Origin of the sequence: Parafrankia soli, assembly GCF_001854695.1 — a bacterium.
Taxonomy (GTDB): domain Bacteria; phylum Actinomycetota; class Actinomycetes; order Frankiales; family Frankiaceae; genus Parafrankia; species Parafrankia soli.
Genome location: NZ_MAXA01000236.1, coordinates 30,841 through 47,651 on the forward strand (window position 1 = coordinate 30,841; position 16,811 = coordinate 47,651).

Sequence of the window (16,811 nt, forward strand, 5' to 3'; positions counted from 1 at the left end):
ACCGAGTGGCCGAACGTCCCTTGCGGTGGCCGAACGTCCCTGGGTATCGGCGCACCGGATGATGCCGCCGTGGAATCATCGCCGGGTGGCCACGCCGTCGCTCGTCCTGTGGGACATCGACCGGACTCTGCTCACCGTCGGCCCGCTCGGCCGGGAGATCCACGCCGCCGCCTTCGAGGCTGTTGTCGGCCGTCCGCTCGGCGAACGGGCGGACACGACCGGCCGCACCGAGCGCGCGATCCTCCGCGACACTCTGCGGCTCAACGGCGTCGCCGTGGACGAGGCGGTTCTCAGCGCCCTCTACACGGCGATGGGGCTGGCCGCGGAGCGGCTCAAGGCRCGCATGCGACAGATCGGCGAGCCGATGCCCGGCGCTCGGGCGGCCGTCGCGAGCCTCGCCGACCACGTGGGCCTGCCGAGCGGGACCGTCGTGCAGTCAGTGGTGACCGGCAACCTCCGTTCCGTAGCGGCGGCGAAGCTCCGCGCCCTCGGCCTGACGGAGCACCTCGACCTCACCATCGGCGGCTACGGGGATGACGACGGCGACCGGGCCGTGCTTGTCCGGCAGGCGGTCAAACGGGCCGAGGCCGCCTACGACCTCACCTTCGAGCCGGCCCGCACCGTCGTCATCGGCGACACCCCGCACGACGTGAAGGGCGCCCGCGACGCCGGCGTCCGGGCCGTCGGCGTCACCACCGGCGCCACCACCGCCGCCGGTCTGGCCGCCGTCGGCGCCGACGCCGTCCTGGCCGACCTGACCGACCTCGACGCCCTGTACAGCGCCGTCCTCGGCGTCGGCCCGGCGGAACGCCGCGCATGACCGTCGACGTCCACACCGTTGGTGTCCAGGTAGCGGCCGGTCTCAACGGGGTCCCGAGATCCGTGCTTACGGCCTCGGGCCGGGTCGCACCCGGCTGTCAACTCCGTATCGTCTGGCCCCGGTAAGCTGGGTCAACCGCAAAAACTGGTCCACCGAGCGGTGTCGAGCCATAGCGGGCCGTCGAGGCATAACAGCGGGTGCACCACCCTGCACATCAGGTCCATGTCGGCTACCGGAAGCGGCCGAGGGAGAGAAGGTCGATCATGGTGGCCGAGCCGAGAAAAACACGGAATCGCGACCGGGCGACGCTGCGCGAAAAGYCCCAGCGCATTGCCGACGAGCTTMGACAGCTCATCGTCCAGGGCGATCTTTCGGAGGGAGAATCGCTCGGCCACGAGCCGGACCTGGTGGAACGCTTCGGGGTCTCCCGCCCATCCCTGCGCGAAGCACTGCGCATACTCGAGACCGAGGGGCTGATCTCGGTCAAACGCGGTGTCCTCGGCGGAATCGTCGCCCATCGGCCCGACCAGCGGATGACGGCGCGCACCGCGGCCCTCGTGCTCCAGGCCCGCAACGTGCCGCTCGCGGACGTCCACGCTGCCCGTAGCCTGCTCGAACCGGTCGCCGCACGGCTTGTCGCCACGTCCCGGGGTCGTCTCGCGGCGGCCAACGAACTACGGCGGCTCACCGCCGAGCAGCTCGAGGTGATCGACGACCCCGAGGCGTTCGGGGACGCCAACTCGCGTTTTCACGCCCGACTCGTCGAACTGGCCGGAAACCAGACCCTGGGCATTGTCGCGGAAATGCTCAACGAAATTGTCGGCCGAGCCGTCGCCGCGGTCAGCCAACCCGAGGACGGAAAAGACACCACGGACACCCGGCTACGTGGGCTGCGTTCCCAGGCCCGACTGGCAGCCCTAATCGAGGCGGGCGACGCCGCCGGCGCGGAAGAACACTGGAAAGAACACATGACGACGGTGGGAAAGGTGCTGCTTGCCCAGGGCGCCAAATCAGTCATCGACCTGATGCAACATCAGTACTGATATTCGTCCGCACGCAGCGGCTGGTTACCGGCCCAGCGGCCCTTCATCTTGTCCAGCAGCATCAGGATCGGCAGGCCGGACTCGCTGAACGCATGACCGTGACCGTGGTCTCCCCCGCCGCCCGGCCACTGCCGTCGCCGAGATCGACACCTCGTGGGCGCGGCGTCTGTCAGCCGGACGGGTGCCGGCTCCGGGGCAGGCGGCAGGCCTGCGCAGCGATGATGTTGCGCTGGATCTCGCTGGTGCCCGCGTAGATCGCCGTGCCGAGCGAGAACCGCAGGGCGTGCTCGATGCGGCCGTCGGCGAGCGCCGTGGGGTCGAGCCGGCTACGCAGGGCGTCCGGCCCGACCAGCTCGGTCAGGTCCTCGGCGGCGTCAACCAGGGATTCGGTGCTGAACAGCTTCGACATGGGGCCCTCGGCCACCGGGACCTGCCCGGTGGCGCTCATCCAGCCGCCCGCTGGCGCGTGCCCACTCCTCCACCGCCCCGAGCAGGCGGTCCAGGTGCGGGCTGAACGCGGCGGAGTGCTCGTCCTGGAGCGCGAGCATCAGCGCCCGCCACCCGCCGTCGACCTGGCCGATACGCCAGCGGTCCTCGACCGCCACCCCGCTGAGGAACACGATGTTCGTCCGCTCCCCGGAGAGGGTGTACACGGCCTGTACATCGATGCCGGGCTGGTCGAGCCGCACCAGGAACAAGGTGAGGCCGGCGTGCCTCGGGCCGTCGGGACGGGTGCGGGTGAGCAGGAAGATGTAGTCGGTGACGTGGCCGTTGGTCGTGAACATCTTCTGGCCGTCCACGATCCAGCGGTCGCCGTCGCGGCGGGCCCGGGTACGCACACCGGCGACGTCGGAGCCCGCCTCGGGTTCGGTCATGCCCAGCGCGATGGTGAGCTCACCGCGCAGGAACCGCGGGAGGATCTCGGCCCTGAGCTCCGCCGAGCCGACCACCCGGATGACGTTGGCGACCATCTCCGTGGTGGCGACGGCGTAGATCGGTGCCTCCGCCCTCGTCAGCTCCTCCTCGAGGACGTGAACCTCGTAGGGGTTCAGCCGCCGGTGGCCGTCGTCACGCTCCCAGCCCGGGCCGACCCAGCCGCGCTCGGCCAGCCGCCGGGCGAAGGTCGCGTCGTGTGACACKCCGCTGCGGTACACCCGCTCGTCGAGTTCGGGCGTCAGCTCCCGCGCGAGGAACTCCCGTACCTCGGTACGGAACGCCGACACGGATTCGTCCAGTTCGAAATCCACGCGCTCAGACCTCCGTGTCGCCGCCGTACCGGGCCCGGGCCGCCCGCCGATAGGCGTCCCGCGGCTCGCCCCACACACGCGCCCAGCCCCTCGCCCGCCGGTAGTACAGCTGGAGGTCGTACTCGAACATGAAGCCGTAGCCACCGTGAAAGTGGACGGCGTCGTAGGTCACCTGCCGGGCGGTCTCCGCCGCGAAGGCGAAGGCCATCGCGGCCAGCTCGCGGGCGCGAGGCGATCCCCGCCCCGGCTCCGCGGCCGCCCTGACCGCCAGCAACCGGGCGCCGTCCAGGGCCGTCGCGCCGTTCGCCAACGGATGCGCCACCGCCTGGTTGGCACCGATCGGCATGTCCCACGCCCGCCGCTCCCGCGCGTACTCGCAGGTGGCCCGGTGCGCCGCCGCGGCCACCCCGACGAGCCCGCCGGCGGTCAGCACCAGCCAGTCGTCGAGCGCGGCCTCGAAGGCGGCAACCGCCGCCGGGCCGCGCGCGAGCTCGACCGCATCGGCGTCCAGGGTGACGTCCGCGAGCGGGGCGGAGGCGAGGTTGGCGACGGCGCGGCGCGTCCCGTCGCGCAGCGGCACGAGCAGCAGCCGCTCGCCGTCGAGGACGATGGTGTCGTCGGCGACCGCCGCCGCCGGCACGAGTGACGCCGTGCCGCCGTGCGCCGGGCGCACGGCCAGCGTCACCAGTCGCTCCCCGCGCAGGGCGGTCGTCAGCGCGGTACGCGCCGCGTCGGTGTCGACGTCGCTGGCGTCGACTGCGCCGGCCAGAACAGCGAGCAGCGAGGCTGCGGCCTGCGTCTCGACGACGGGCGCCGGCGCGACCGCGGCTCCGACCTGCTCGGCCACCAGGACGAGGTCGAGAAGCGCCGCTCCCCAGCCACCGTGCTCCTCCGGGACGGCCATCTCGACCACTCCGACGTCGCGCAGCACCGCCCAGAGCACCGGATCGAAGCCCACCGGCTCGGCGGCCCGCACCCGTTCCGGCGGGACATGCTTCGCGAGCAGCTCGGCGAACGAGGCGACGAGCGCCCGCTGTTCCGCACTGAGCTTCAGGTCCATGGCTTCAGATCCATGGCAGCACGATCCGCACAGTCAGAGGCTACCAAAACATATACATTTTTTCCAGGCGATGCGATCCCGACTCGGCGACGGAGCAGGCCGGCCGCCACAGAAACCTGGTGAGCGGACGCTGTCCACCCAACCTTCCACCATCACACATATATATAGATCTATTGGCTTCGATGCGGTAACGTCGGCCGCCAGTCCACGACGTCAGCTTCCCTGGAGGACTGATGCCCGAGCACCGCATGCTGATCGACGGCAGCCTCGTCGAGGCCACGAGCGGCCGCGTCTTCGACAACGTCAACCCGGCCACCGAGGAGGTGCTCGGCACCACGGCCGACGGTTCCCCCGCCGACATGGCGCGGGCCGTCGCCGCGGCCCGCGCCGCGTTCGACCAGACCGCGTGGTCCCATGACCACGCCGGCCGCCACGCCGCTCTGCTGTAACTGCAGGCGGCCCTTGAGCGCGAGGCCGAGGAGCTGCGCGCCGAGCTCGTCGCCGAGGTCGGATGCCCCGTGATCACGACCTACGGGCCGCAGCTCGACGCCCCGCTGCGTGAGGCGCTGCGCTGGCCGGCGGAGATGATCGAGTCGTTCCCCTGGTCGCGCACGCTCCCCCCGAAGGACGCCTTCGGGTTCGGGTTCCCGTCCGCCCGCGAGGTCTGGAAGGAGCCCCTCGGCGTGGTCGGCGTGATCGTGCCGTGGAACTTCCCGTTCGAGATCGCGCTCAACAAGCTCGGGCCCGTCCTCGCCATGGGTAACACCTGCGTACTCAAGCCGGCGCCGGACACCCCCTGGAACGCCACCCGCATCGGCCGGCTGATCGCCGAGCACACCGACATCCCACCGGGCGTCGTGAACATCGTTCCGTCCTCCGACCACCTCGTCGGCGAGGTCCTGTCCACCTCCCCTCTCGTCGACATGGTCGCCTTCACCGGTTCGACGGCGACCGGGCGCCGCGTCATGGCCGCGGCCGCCGGCACGGTGAAGCCCACCTTCCTCGAGCTGGGCGGCAAGTCGGTCAATCTCGTCCTCGCCGACGCCGACCTCGCCAAGGCCGTACCGCCCGCCGCGATGGTCTGCATGCACGGCGGTCAGGGCTGCGCGATGCCGACCCGGCTGCTGGTCCCGAACTCGCGCTACGACGAGGCGGTCGAACTGGCCCGGGCGGCGTTCGAGGACGTCCGGTACGGCGACCCGACCGATCCGTCCGTGCTGCAGGGTCCGCAGGTCTCGAAGCGGCAGCAGGAGCGGGTCCTGGGCTACATCGAGAAGGGCCGCCGGGAGGGTGCGCGCGTCGTGGTGGGCGGCGGCGTGCCGTCGGACCTCACCCGCGGGTACTTCGTGGAGCCGACGCTGTTCGCCGACGTCGAGCCCGGGATGACGATCGCGCAGGAGGAGATCTTCGGGCCGGTCCTCGTGGTGATCGGCTTCGAGGATGACGAGGACGCGATCCGCATCGCCAACGACTCCCCGTACGGGCTGTCCGGGGTGATCACGTCGGGTGACCTGGACCGGGCCAAGGCGGTGACACGCCGGATCCGCACCGGGACGCTCGGCATCAACGGCGGCCTGTGGTACGGCGCCGACGCCCCGTTCGGCGGCTACAAACAGTCCGGTGTCGGACGTCAGTGCGGCATCGAGGGCCTGGAGATCTTCACCGAGACCAAGACGGTGGCGTGGCCCGCCTGACCAACCTCGCCACCGGTCGCCCGGGCGGCGACTCGGCCAGGGCACCGGGGTGACCGCGCTGCCCGAGCGACCGCGCCGTCAGAGCGGCGCGGAGCCGAGGAGCTCGATCGCGTTGTCCCGCATGATCCTGCGCACCTCGGCCCCGCTGAAGCCGTCGAGCTCCTTGAGGAAGTCCAGGGGCTGCTCGAGCCCCTCGCCGTGCGGCCAGTCGGAGCCGAACAGCACGCGCTCGACCCCGATGAGCTCGGCCAGCACCGGCAGGTCCTCCTCGTAGTACGGGGTCACCCAGACACTGCGGCGGATCGCCTCGAGGGGCTCCTCCGGGAAGTCCCACGGCGTCTGGTTCGCCTGCTTCCGCAACCGCCTGACCAGTAGCGACACCCAGTCAGAGCCGTTCTCGATACTCGCGACGCGCAGGGTCGGATGGCGGTGGAGGACCCCGTCGACGACCAGGGAGGCGACGGTGTCGTGGATGGCCCGGTCGGAGACGAGGATCTTGCTCAGCGTGTTGACCCTGCCGTAGCCCTCGAAGTTGGCGGACCCTCCCCACATGGCGGTGAAGGCGTTGTAGCCGCTGTCCCCGAGATGGAAGGCCACCGGGATCGAGGCCTCCGCCAGCCTGGCCCAGACCGGGTCGTGCGCGCGGTCACCCAGCGACCGCGACGTGCCGTGCCGGCCCGGCACCGGCGCGGGCCGGATGTGCACGATGCGGGCGCCACGTTCGACGAGGCTGTCAAGCTCGGCCAGCGCCGCCTCCGGATCGGCCAGCGAAAGCATGGGCGCCGACACGAGACGGCCGCGGTGGACGAAGCCCCAGTCCTCCTCGAGCCACCGGTTGAACGCCGACAGGCTCGCCATCGTCGCGTCCACGTCGTGCTTCAGCGCCTCCTCGACGCCGCAGCCCAGGGTCGGGAACAGCAGGACGGCGTCGAGGCCCTGGCTCTCCGCCACCGCGACGCGCTCATCACGGCCCTGGTACTCCACCTTGAGCGGCTCGACCCGCATCAGCGTTCTCGGGTCGACCCCCTCGGGCACCTGGCCACGGAACAGCGGGTCGAGGCAGYCGGGCACGACGATCGGGTTGAACGTCGGGTTCGGGATGAACCGATTGACCCGCCCACCGATGAGGATGTGCGTCCGCTTGCCTTCGGTGACGACCCGGACGCCCCGGGTCTTGAACCGGGGGTCGAGGTGCCGGGTGAACGCGTCGATCGACTCGTAGTAGTGGTTGTCGGCGTCGATCGCTCCGAAGTCGAGCTCCATCGCGCGTCCTCTCCGTTTCGGCCCCACGGACTCCTCGGCCACCCGGAGTCTAGGCGATAACATCTAGACTTTTCCAGTCGCCTGGGGACGTCCGGTCCGCTGCGGCCGGCGCGCGACGATCGCCCGATCACCGCCGGAAACCCGCCGGCCCCGTGAGACCGGACGACGTCCGACCCCGTCTCACCCAGCCCGGCACGAGCCGGTCCGAGCGGTCCGTCCGCGGCATTGCACTCCCATTGCACTCCCATTAACATCTAGATATCTTGCGTACCCGCAGCCACGACGGGACCAGGAGGCGACCGTGCTTCGAGTGATCCAGTGGGGCACCGGGAACGTCGGCCGGCACGCCGTCGCGGCCCTCAGCCGGCATCCCGACCTGGAACTGATGGGCGCCCTGGTGTACAGCGACGCGAAGGCCGGCCGGGACGTCGGCGAGCTCTGCGGCGTCGGCGAGCTCGGAGTGCCGGCCACCCGCAACCGGGACGAGATCGTCGCCCTCGACGCCGACTGCGTCCTGTACATGGCGCAGGGCGAGATGGACCCGGCCGGCACGCTCGACGACATCTGCCGGCTGCTCGCGGCGGGCAAGAACGTGGTGTCGACGGCGGTGACGGCGCACATCTACCCGCGCAGCGCGGGCCGCCGCGTCGTCGAACGGCTCGAGGCCGCCTGCGCCGAGGGCGGGACGTCCTTCCACGGCACCGGCATCGAACCCGGCTGGGCAGCCGAGGTGCTGCCCCTCACCATGTCCCCGCTGTTCCGGCGGATCGACTCCCTGCTCGTCCAGGAACTGCTCGACTACTCCACCTACGACAGCGCCGCCGTGCCGATGTCCGACCCGGTGCTGGCCGGAGGCGTCTTCCGGGCGCCGATCATGATGGTCGCCGACGGCCTCGGGGCCACCGTCGACGACCTCGTCTACGACCGGGCGGTGGCCGTCACCGACACGGCGTTCGACATCAGCGCCGGTCGCATCGAGGCCGGAACCGTCTCGGCGCAGCGGTTCTCCTGCACCGCCGTCATCGGGGGCCGCCCGGCGCTGACCGTCGAGCACGTCACCCGCGTCGGACACGGGCAGGCACCGGACTGGCCCACCGGCCGGGGCTGGCGGGTCACCGTCGAGGGCCAGCCGTCGATGGTGCTCGAGTCCAGGATCGCCGTCCACGGCGAGGACGAGAACGACCAGGGCTGTCTCGGCACGGCGATGCACGCCGTGCACGCGATCGGGCCGGTCTGCCGGGCGGAGCCCGGGATACGCACCTTCCTCGACCTCCCGATCATCAACGGCCGGCATGTGTTCGGGGCGGGCCTCGCCGCGGGCGGCCCACCGCGATGAGCAGCCCCGCCAGGACGGACGAAGGCCGGGAGCCGGCCCGGTAGGTGGAGTCAACCGAAGGGCAGGACGACCGTCCTGGTCTCGGTGTAGGCCTCGACGCCCTCGGGGCCCATCTCCCGGCCGATCCCGGACTGCCTGAACCCGCCGAACGGGCTGCGCGGCTCGACGATCGCGATCGAGTTGACCGCGCAGGTGCCGGTCCGGATCCGGCTGGCCAGCGCGACGCCGCGGGCGGTGTCGGCGGTCCACACCGAGCCCGACAGACCGTACTCGGAGTCGTTGGCGATGGCCGCCGCCTCGTCCTCGCCCTCGTACCTGATCACCGTCACCACCGGCCCGAAGATCTCCTCCCGGGCGATCCGGCTGGCGTTGTCGACGTCGGCGAACAGCGTCGGCTCGACGTAGAAGCCGGGGTCGAGGCCAGCGGGGCGGCCGCCGCCGACCACCAGCCGGGCGTCACCGGCCCGGCCGTCGGCGATGTAGCCCTCGGCCCGGTCCCGCTGGCGGGCGGAGACGACCGGGCCGACGTCGGTACCGGGGTCGCGCGGGTCACCGACGACCAGCGTGCGCACGTGGTCGGCGAGCGCGTCGACGACCTCGTCGTAGCGCGCGGCCGGCGCCAGGATGCGGCTCTGCGCGGCGCAGACCTGACCGTTGTTCTGCAGCGCCGAGTCGAGGAGCTGCGGGACGACGGTCGCCAGGTCGGCGTCGTCGAGAATGATGCCGGCCGACTTGCCGCCGAGCTCCAGCGTGCACCGCTTCACGAGCTCCCCGCAGGTGGCCCCGACCGTCCGGCCGGCCGCGCTGCTCCCCGTGAACGACACCTTGTCGACACCCGGGTGGGCGACCAGGTACCGACCGAGGTCGGCACCGCCGGGCAGCACGCTCACCACGCCCGCCGGGATGCCGGCGTCGAGGAGCACCTCGGCGAGCAGGAACGAGCTCAGCGGCGCCTCCGGGGCCGGCTTCAGGATGATCGGGGCGCCGGCCGCCAGCGCCGCGCCGAGCTTCATGCACGAGATGAAGATCGGCACGTTCCACGGCACGATCCCGGCCGCCACCCCGACCGGCACCTTCTGCACCAGGCAGGGCCCCATCACGCCGGCCCGCTCCTCGGTGAAGGCGAACCGCTCGGCGACGTCCGCGAAGCCGTCCAGGATGAGCGCGGGGCTGATGGCCTGGCCGAAGATCGAGAACTTCGCCGGCGCGCCCATCTCGTCGGTGACCAGCCCGGCCAGCTCCTCGGCCCGGGCCTGCAGCCCGCCGGACACCTTGCGGATCAGGCCGGCGCGTTCGCCGCCGGTGGTCGCCGCCCAGTCGCCATCCGCCAGGACGGCCCGTGCCGCGGTGACGGCCGCGTCGGCGTCAGCCTGGCCGGCCTCCGGGACGGTGGCCACGAGGCGCTGGTCGTGCGGCGAGCGGACCTCGATCAGGCCGGGCGAGGCGGGCTCGCGCCAGCGGCCGCCGACGAGCAGCCGGTCGCGTTCGATCACAGTGGTCACGCGGTCACCTCCGGGGGTAACAGGCGCCGCGCGACCTTGCCGGTCAGCAGGCGCGGCAGCTCGGCCAGGAACACGACCGAGCGGGGACACTTGTAGTGGGCGACGCGGTCCCGGGCGAACGCGATGAGCTCCGCCTCGAGCACAGCGGTGTCGGCGGGGGGCTCCGCCGGCTGGACGACCGCGCGCACCGACTCGCCCATCTCGGCGTCCGGCACGCCGATCACGACGACATCCGTGACGGCGGGGTGGAGGATCAGCACGTCCTCGACCTCGCGTGGGTAGATGTTCACGCCACCCGAGATGATCATCTTCGACACCCGGTCGGTGAGGTAGAGGTAGCCGTCCTCGTCCACCCAGCCGACCTCGCCGAAGGTGCCCCACCCGCGTTCGTCGAACGCGCCGGCCGTCCGCTCCGGGTCACCGTGGTACGCGAACGGCCGAGCCACCTCGAAGTACACCCGGCCCTCGGTGCGCGGCGGCACCTCGTTGCCGTCCCCGTCGACGATGTGCACCGGGGCCAGCAGCGACCTGCCGACCGAGCCCGGGTGGGCGAGCCACTCCTCGGGACCGATGGCGCAGAACCCGACTCCCTCGCTGTCGGAGTAGTACTCGTACACGACCGGCCCGAGCCAGTCCAGGACGGCCCGCTTGACCTCGGGCGGGCAGGGCGCCGCGGCGTGCACGAGCGTCCGCAGGCTGGACAGGTCGAACCGGGCCCGGTCCGCCGCGGGCAGCTTCAGCAGCCGGACGAGGTGCGTCGGTACCACCTGGCTCAAGGTCACTCGGTGCCGCTCGACGAGCCGGAGGAACTCGAGCGCGTCGAACCGCTCGGTGGCGATGACCGTGCCGCCGATCCGGTGGACCGCGGTCGCCCAGGCCAGCGGCGCGGCATGGTAGAGCGGCGCCGGGCTCAGGTAACGCGTCGACTCGTCGGCGCCGTACAGGAACCTGACCATCCCGGTGAACTGGTCGCCCGCGCCGACCGGGCCACCGACACTCGCCGGTGTGATCCCCTTGGGCCGGCCGGTGGTGCCCGACGAGTAGAACATCCAGTTGCCCTCGCACTCGTCGTCGACCGGCGACGCCGGTTGGGCGCCGGTGACCTCCTCGTACGAGTCGAACCCGTCGACCGGCCCGCCGACGGCGAGCCGCACCTTCAGCGCCGGGGCGTCGATCCCGGCGGCCACGTCGGCCCGGGGCGCGGACACGACCAGCGCGGCGGCACCGCAGTCGGAGACGATGTACCCGGCCTCGGCGGCCGACAGATGCCAGTTGATCGGAGTCATCAGGAGGCCGGCGCGCAGTGCCGCCCAGACCACCTCGAAGTACTCCGTCCGGTTCTCCATCAGTACGGCGAGGTGGCTGCCGACGCCGAGCCCGGACGACCTCAGCGCCTGCGCCACCTGGTTGGATCGCCGCTCCAGCTCCCCGTACGACAACACCCGATCGCCGATGATCACAGCTGGTCGGTCCGGCGCGGACGCCGCGAACCGCTTCGGATGCTCGATGTCCATGCACACTCCTCCGGTGCGGACTCCCTCAGCGCGGACCGCCTCGGTCCGGGCCACCTCGGTGCGGACTCGCCCGCGCCGCTGCCGTCGACGGATCAGGCCTGCCCGGACGGGAGCAGGACCGGCTTGACGACCTTGCCCGACCGCGAGGCCTCCTCCGCGGTGTTGATCGCCTCGAGCGGGTAGGTCTCGATCAGCCGGTCGAACGGGAAGCGGCCCGCCCGCCACAGTTCGATGAGCCGCGGGATCACGATCTGCGGGTCGGCGCCGCCCTCGAGGATGCTCGACACCGTTTTGCCGAGGAGCGCCACCGGGCCGAAGGTGATCGGCTCGGTCTGGATGCCCACCAGCCCGCAGTGCCCGCCCATCCGCAGCGCGCCGACGGCGGTCGCGATGACCGCGACGTTTCCGGTGGTGTCGAAGCCGAACCGGGCCCCGCCCCCCGTCAGTTCCTGGATCCGGGGGATGAGATCCGTGCCGGCGCCGTCCAGCACGTGGGTGGCACCGAGCTCGGTGGCGAGCTCCAGCCGGTGCCGGTGGAGGTCGACCGCGATGATCGGGCCCGCGCCGGCCACCCGCGCCGCCATGATCGCCGCGAGGCCCACCGCGCCGGTGAGGATGCCGCAGCCCAGCGGGCCCAGCTTCGCCAGCGGCAGGTCCCGGTCCACCACGACGACGCCGCGCTCCGCGGCGACGCAGTGGGTCGCGAACGAGGACTGGCCGAACCAGCGTGAGGCGATCTCGCCCCCGTCGGCGTCGCGGACACCGGTGGTGCCGTCGAGGCGGCGGCCGAAGAAATTGCGGAACAGGAACAGATCGCAGTAGGGCGGGGCGCCCCGGCGGCAGCTCGGGCACTCGCCGCAGGAGTCGAACGAAAGCACCACGTAGTCACCGACCGACACCCGCGCCACGCCCTCGCCGACAGCCTCGACCACGCCGGCGCCCTCGTGCCCGGTGATGATCGGCGGCGGCGCCGGCGCCCCGTCCTGGCGCGGCACGATGTCGGTATGGCACATGCCGGCGCTCACCACGCGGACCAGCACCTCGCCGGGTCCGGGCGGATCGAGCTCGACCTCCTCGAGCACGTAGGGCCCGTCCGCCTGCCGGAGCACCGCCGCAGTCGCCTTCATCCCGCGCTCTCCCAGTTCCAGTCGTCCGCTCGTCGGCCTGCCGGCGCGTCTCCGGCACGCGGGCCGTTCACCCGGAACCCTAAGTCATAGATCTAGATGTTTCAATATCACCAGAAGTAGGCAGATGCGGCGGCCGCCGGCAAGGACGCACCACCGGACGCTCCCGGCCTGTCCGCGCCCACGGCGGCCCACGGCGGCCCACGCCCGCGACATCCCGGTCCGGATTACATGTAGACCTTTTGCCGCCTGCGGGCGTAGGCTGCGCCCACTGGACACCCAGCGGCCCCACCGCCCGTCAGCCCCGCGGTGCAGCACCGCCACGGCGACGGCGCCGACCTCGGGCACCGCCCCAGGAGGACGATGTTCACCCAGACCGCGGACCAGGATCTGCTCGGGAACACGACGGCGCAGTACCTGGAGGCGAGATACCCCCCGTCCCGCGTGCGCGAGCTGGCGCGGCAGGACGAGACATTCGACGGCACCCTGTGGAAGCAGGGCGCCGAGTTCGGCTGGACGACGCCGCTGGTCCCGGAGCACGCCGGCGGTGGTTCCGTCAGCGGGAACGGGCTGGCCGACCTGCTGGCGGTCACCTTCCAGTTCGGCCGGCACGCCGCGCCGGGGCCACTGATCGGGACGAACGTCGTCGCGGCGGCGCTGGGCCGGTGGGGCTCGGCGGAGCTGCACGCCGGCCCGCTGGCGGAGCTGCTCGACGGAGGCGCCACCGCCGCCTGGGGGCACTCGCCGCGGACCGGAGGGCGCGCGGGCGCGCAGGTTCGGTCCGCCCGCTCGGGCGACCGGGTCGTCCTGGACGGCACGGTCCCCTGCATCGAGCGGGGAGGTCCGAACGGCTACCTCCTCGTCGCCGCCACCGGTCCGGACAGCGCCACCGGCGACGGCGCGCGGTCGCACTTCCTCGTCCCGCTCGGCGCTCCCGGCGTGGAGACGACCCCGCTCGACAGCATCGACCTGACCCGCCGCTACCAGGCGGTGATGCTGCGGGCGGTGACCGTGCCGGTGACCGCCCGGGTCGGCGAGCCGGGCACCGCCGACGCCCACGACGCCGCGCTGCTCGACATCAGCGCCGTGCTGCAGGCCGGTGAGATCGTCGGGGCGACGCACCGCGCGTTCGAGCTGACCCTGCGATGGACCAACGACCGCTACTCCTTCGGCCGACCGCTGGGGTCGTACCAGGAGATCAAGCACCGGATGGCCGACCTGCGCACCCAGCTGGAGGCGAGCGCGGCGGTCACCGAGAAGGCGGCGCGCCTGGTCGGCACCGGCCGTGCCGACGCCCGCACGTGGGCCAGCACGGCCAAGGCCTACGCCGGGCGGGTCGGCCCCGAGGCGATCCAGGACTGCGTCCAGCTGCACGGCGGGATCGGCGTCACCTACGAACACGACCTGCACCTTTACCTGCGCCGAGCTCTGGTCGACGCTCAGCTGTTCGGCACGCCGGCCTACTTCACCGAACGGCTCGTGCGCCTCGTCGAGGCCGCCGTGGCAGACGGAGGACGAGCGTAATGATCACAGGCGAGGAGTTCACCGCGCGCGCCCGAAGCTGGCTCGCCGAGAACATGCCACCCGCCGATCCGGACACCACCGAATTCTTCCTGACGGCGACCCAGCGCCCCGAGGCCGAGGAGCTGGCCCGCGTCGCCACCTGCCGCGAGTTGCAGCGCCGGCTGTTCGACGGCGGGTTCGCCGGCATCTGCGTGCCGGCGGAGTACGGCGGGCAGGGGCTGACACCGATGCACCAGGCCGCCTTCAACCGGGAGATCCGCGGCTACGACTACCCGGCGGAGATCCAGGCGTCGACGTTCATCCCGTGCATGGCCGTGTTGCTGGAGTTCGGCACCCACGAACAGAAGCTGCGCCACATCCCGGCGATGCTGCGCGGCGAGGAGATCTGGGTCCAGCTCCTGTCGGAGCCGGGGGGCGGGTCCGACGCCGCCGGCGCGGTCACCACCGCGACCCGCGACGGCGACCGGTGGATCCTCAACGGATCGAAGATCTGGACCACCTCCGCCTGGTACGGCGACTGGGCGCTGTGCCTGGCCCGCACGAACTGGGACGTCGGGAAACACATCGGGCTGACCGTGTTCAGCCTGCCGGTCAGCGCCCCGGGCGTCGACACCCACCGGATCGAGCTGGTCAACGGCTCGAAGGAGTTCTGCCAGGAGTACCTGACCGACGTCGTCGTACCCGACCACGACCGCGTCGGCGACGTCGACGCCGGCTGGGGCGTCGTCACCCGCTGGCTCCACCACGAGCGGACCATCTCCGGGGRCTCGCCCTACGTCACCGGCAGCGGCAACCGCCCGAACGACGGCCCCTACGAGCCCCGGATGATGCTCGAGACCGCCCGGCGCCTCGGCACGATCGACGACAGCCGCACCCGGGACCTCATCGGCGAGGGGCAGACACTCGCCCTCGTCACCAGGGCCCTCGTCGAGTCGGTCACCCGCAAGATGGCCACCGGCGCCCTGCCGCACCACGCCGCCGCCATGTGCCGGTTGTTCAGCGGCACCGCGACCAGCCGCCGCGCGGCGATAGCGACGGAGCTGTGCGGTGACACCGGGGTGGTCTGGGCACCACACGACGAGACCTCCGCCCAGGTCGCGCGCGGCTACCTGGCCCGCCAGGCGGCCTGTATCGGCGGCGGCACGACCGAGATGGCCCGCAATGTGATCAGCGAACGGCTGCTCGGCATGCCCCGCGAGCACCGCGCCGACACCGGCCCCTTCCGGGACGTCCCGCGCGGGCCACAGGCGAGCGGCGGACGGAGCAGTACCTGATCTGCCTGCGTCCTCCACGAGTTCACCTGGGGGTGCCGCAACCGAGAAGACCGGTTCGTCGAGGGCCACGTCCCCGTGGCGGGCAACGGTCCCGACAGCGACTCCTGGAGCCACATCGAGAAGCACGGCAGCCAGGGCGGCATCATCCTCACCCATCCCGAGTCCGGGCTGCTACAAGGCGCCGAGGGCTAACTACGACGCATAGCCTGCCGCCGAGGCCTCGACGCGGACTTCACGCAACGACCCCAGGCAGCTCTCGACGCATGGGACGCCTACTCCCCTGCCTGACCCGGTAGAGGCGTGACCTTGTAGCTCGTCGCGGTCACGTACTCGTCCGCCGGCGTCGCAGAACCGGACCGCTTCACTGGCCCGGCCGGAGTGGTGCCGCGGCTGCCGTCTGCGGGCCGGTGTGCGGCACCAGCCAACGTGGGTCGACCTGTGCCCGTCCGGGCTCGGGCATCATGTCCGCGGCCCTGCTCGCGATGGCCTCGACCAGCCGGATCGCCTGAAGGACAGACAGATTCAGAACGATCTCGGCGCCGGCTTCCGCCTGCAACCGCACCGATACGTCCGCCATCGTCACATGCCCTTCGTCGCGAACCTGATCGCCCCCTGTACCGAGAGGGTCATGCTGACGCTACGTGGGAAGCCCCCGATGACGTCGGGAAAGGTGGCCAGCGGCACTACCGCGGTCGTGGGACAGGCCGGCACGACGAGCCAACTGACACCGGCAGCAGTATGCCTCTCACGCGCCGAAGTCACCGCCACAGGACTGGGCCTCAACCATCCGTCGTCGGTCACCGCCAGCCGGCCGGTGCTCGCCGTCGAGCACCTGGACCACGGAGCGTCCGGGCGGCTGCCGAACTGCGCTCGCTGGCGATATAGCGGGTAGTGGCACCGGGGCAGGGAGGTAGCGGCCGCTACCCCTGTCCGCTACCCACCGTGGGCGGTCCATGCCGGGTGGAGGCGTCGGGGTAGCAGGAACGGCACTGGCGGCTATGCCGGTCGATCCGGGCCCAGTGCGGGCCGGGCTGGGGCGAGCGTCCAAATCGCGACGTCCCACCCCAGGAACTGTCGGCCCCATGTGCGACGCTGAGTTCGTGGTCGTCGTTTTCGAGGGTGAGCTGTGGATTTGGGAGACCCGACGCGCTGACAGCTGGACGTTCGTCAGCTTGCCCGCCGAGGCATCCGAAGAGATTCGCGACCGGACTGGCGGACAGCGCCGTGGCTTCGGGTCGCTGCGGGTGCGGGTCACGGTCGGCGGCAGCACGTGGACGACCTCGATCTTTCCCGACAGCGGGCGTGGCAGCTATGCGTTGCCCATCAAGCGCGCTGTTCGCGAGGCTGAGGCCCTGGACGCGGGTGGCATCGCGGCCGTGACCGTTGAACTCATCGATCTTTGATCGTCCC

Annotated in this window: 14 protein-coding genes and 1 pseudogene; 7 read left to right on the forward strand and 8 right to left on the reverse strand. The window is 71.7% G+C overall.

The genetic code is table 11. From position 1 onward, the window contains the following. Nucleotides 1-85: 85 nt before the first annotated feature. Both BBK14_RS24875 and BBK14_RS24880 read left to right on the forward strand, forming a co-directional pair. Nucleotides 86-820 carry an HAD family hydrolase gene (locus BBK14_RS24875; RefSeq protein WP_198541428.1) on the forward strand — a complete coding sequence of 245 codons (735 nt, stop codon included), beginning with the start codon at nucleotides 86-88 and terminating at the stop codon, nucleotides 818-820. A gap of 263 nt (nucleotides 821-1,083) precedes the next feature. Continuing rightward, on the forward strand, nucleotides 1,084-1,863 hold the full coding sequence (locus BBK14_RS24880) for a FadR/GntR family transcriptional regulator (RefSeq protein WP_071065675.1): 780 nt from the start codon (nucleotides 1,084-1,086) through the stop codon (nucleotides 1,861-1,863). Between the two features lie 169 nt (nucleotides 1,864-2,032). On the opposite strand, the gene BBK14_RS40605 is transcribed toward BBK14_RS24880, so the two are convergent. From BBK14_RS40605 to BBK14_RS24890, 3 genes are read right to left on the reverse strand one after another with little or no spacing between them, the layout of a single operon-like run. Then, nucleotides 2,033-2,272, reverse strand: a complete 240-nt coding sequence (locus BBK14_RS40605; protein ID WP_241831822.1) for an acyl-CoA dehydrogenase family protein — start codon at nucleotides 2,270-2,272, stop codon at nucleotides 2,033-2,035. Beyond that, nucleotides 2,238-3,110: an acyl-CoA dehydrogenase family protein gene (locus BBK14_RS24885; protein WP_241831823.1), complete on the reverse strand. Its 873-nt coding sequence runs from the start codon at nucleotides 3,108-3,110 to the stop codon at nucleotides 2,238-2,240. The genes BBK14_RS40605 and BBK14_RS24885 overlap by 35 nt, the downstream gene beginning before the upstream one ends. A 4-nt stretch (nucleotides 3,111-3,114) precedes the next feature. Continuing rightward, nucleotides 3,115-4,170, reverse strand: a complete 1,056-nt coding sequence (locus BBK14_RS24890; protein ID WP_071065676.1) for an acyl-CoA dehydrogenase family protein — start codon at nucleotides 4,168-4,170, stop codon at nucleotides 3,115-3,117. Nucleotides 4,171-4,403: 233 nt separating this feature from the next. Between BBK14_RS24890 and BBK14_RS24895 the strand changes: the two are divergent. After that, nucleotides 4,404-5,864, forward strand: a pseudogene (locus BBK14_RS24895) (aldehyde dehydrogenase family protein). A 78-nt stretch (nucleotides 5,865-5,942) separates the two neighbouring features. On the opposite strand, the gene BBK14_RS24900 reads toward BBK14_RS24895, so the two are convergent. After that, nucleotides 5,943-7,127 carry an amidohydrolase family protein gene (locus BBK14_RS24900; protein WP_071065677.1) on the reverse strand — a complete coding sequence of 395 codons (1,185 nt, stop codon included), beginning with the start codon at nucleotides 7,125-7,127 and terminating at the stop codon, nucleotides 5,943-5,945. 301 nt (nucleotides 7,128-7,428) lie between these two features. Between BBK14_RS24900 and BBK14_RS24905 the strand changes: the two genes are divergently transcribed. Next, entirely contained in the window at nucleotides 7,429-8,463 is a 1,035-nt protein-coding gene (locus BBK14_RS24905) for an NAD(P)H-dependent amine dehydrogenase family protein (RefSeq protein ID WP_071065678.1), read from the forward strand. Nucleotides 8,464-8,513: 50 nt separating this feature from the next. Here BBK14_RS24905 and BBK14_RS24910 read toward each other — a convergent pair whose 3' ends face one another. From BBK14_RS24910 to BBK14_RS24920, 3 genes are all read right to left on the reverse strand, one after another. Next, entirely contained in the window at nucleotides 8,514-9,965 is a 1,452-nt protein-coding gene (locus tag BBK14_RS24910) for an aldehyde dehydrogenase (protein WP_071065679.1), read from the reverse strand. Beyond that, nucleotides 9,962-11,479, reverse strand: a complete 1,518-nt coding sequence (locus tag BBK14_RS24915) for an acyl-CoA synthetase (protein WP_071065680.1) — start codon at nucleotides 11,477-11,479, stop codon at nucleotides 9,962-9,964. Before BBK14_RS24915 ends, BBK14_RS24910 begins: the two co-directional genes overlap by 4 nt. 92 nt (nucleotides 11,480-11,571) lie before the next feature. Beyond that, entirely contained in the window at nucleotides 11,572-12,606 is a 1,035-nt protein-coding gene (locus BBK14_RS24920; RefSeq protein WP_071065681.1) for an NAD(P)-dependent alcohol dehydrogenase, read from the reverse strand. A 360-nt stretch (nucleotides 12,607-12,966) separates the two neighbouring features. Between BBK14_RS24920 and BBK14_RS24925 the strand changes: the two genes are divergently transcribed. Beyond that, complete coding sequence (locus BBK14_RS24925) at nucleotides 12,967-14,127, forward strand: acyl-CoA dehydrogenase family protein (RefSeq protein WP_071065694.1); 1,161 nt, start codon at nucleotides 12,967-12,969, stop codon at nucleotides 14,125-14,127. After that, nucleotides 14,127-15,401, forward strand: a complete 1,275-nt coding sequence (locus tag BBK14_RS24930; RefSeq protein WP_071065682.1) for an acyl-CoA dehydrogenase family protein — start codon at nucleotides 14,127-14,129, stop codon at nucleotides 15,399-15,401. Before BBK14_RS24925 ends, BBK14_RS24930 begins: the two co-directional genes overlap by 1 nt. 361 nt (nucleotides 15,402-15,762) lie before the next feature. Here the strand turns inward: BBK14_RS24930 and BBK14_RS24935 are convergent, their stop codons facing one another. Continuing rightward, the gene (locus BBK14_RS24935; protein WP_071065683.1) at nucleotides 15,763-15,978 is read right to left on the reverse strand and encodes a hypothetical protein; all 216 of its coding nucleotides are present in this window, start codon (nucleotides 15,976-15,978) and stop codon (nucleotides 15,763-15,765) included. Between the two features lie 505 nt (nucleotides 15,979-16,483). Here BBK14_RS24935 and BBK14_RS24940 point away from each other — a divergent pair. After that, entirely contained in the window at nucleotides 16,484-16,804 is a 321-nt protein-coding gene (locus BBK14_RS24940) for a DUF1905 domain-containing protein (protein WP_241831824.1), read from the forward strand. Nucleotides 16,805-16,811: the final 7 nt, after the last annotated feature.

Bases quoted from the DNA above. Each gene is read 5' to 3' on its own strand.
- BBK14_RS24935 (WP_071065683.1), bottom strand. From the start codon at position 15,978: ATGGCGGACGTATCGGTGCGGTTGCAGGCGGAAGCCGGCGCCGAGATC.
- BBK14_RS24890 (WP_071065676.1), bottom strand. From the start codon at position 4,170: ATGGACCTGAAGCTCAGTGCGGAACAGCGGGCGCTCGTCGCCTCGTTC.
- BBK14_RS24925 (WP_071065694.1), top strand. From the start codon at position 12,967: ATGTTCACCCAGACCGCGGACCAGGATCTGCTCGGGAACACGACGGCG.
- BBK14_RS24940 (WP_241831824.1), top strand. From the start codon at position 16,484: ATGTGCGACGCTGAGTTCGTGGTCGTCGTTTTCGAGGGTGAGCTGTGG.
- BBK14_RS24915 (WP_071065680.1), bottom strand. From the start codon at position 11,479: ATGGACATCGAGCATCCGAAGCGGTTCGCGGCGTCCGCGCCGGACCGA.
- BBK14_RS24920 (WP_071065681.1), bottom strand. From the start codon at position 12,606: ATGAAGGCGACTGCGGCGGTGCTCCGGCAGGCGGACGGGCCCTACGTG.
- BBK14_RS40605 (WP_241831822.1), bottom strand. From the start codon at position 2,272: ATGTCGAAGCTGTTCAGCACCGAATCCCTGGTTGACGCCGCCGAGGAC.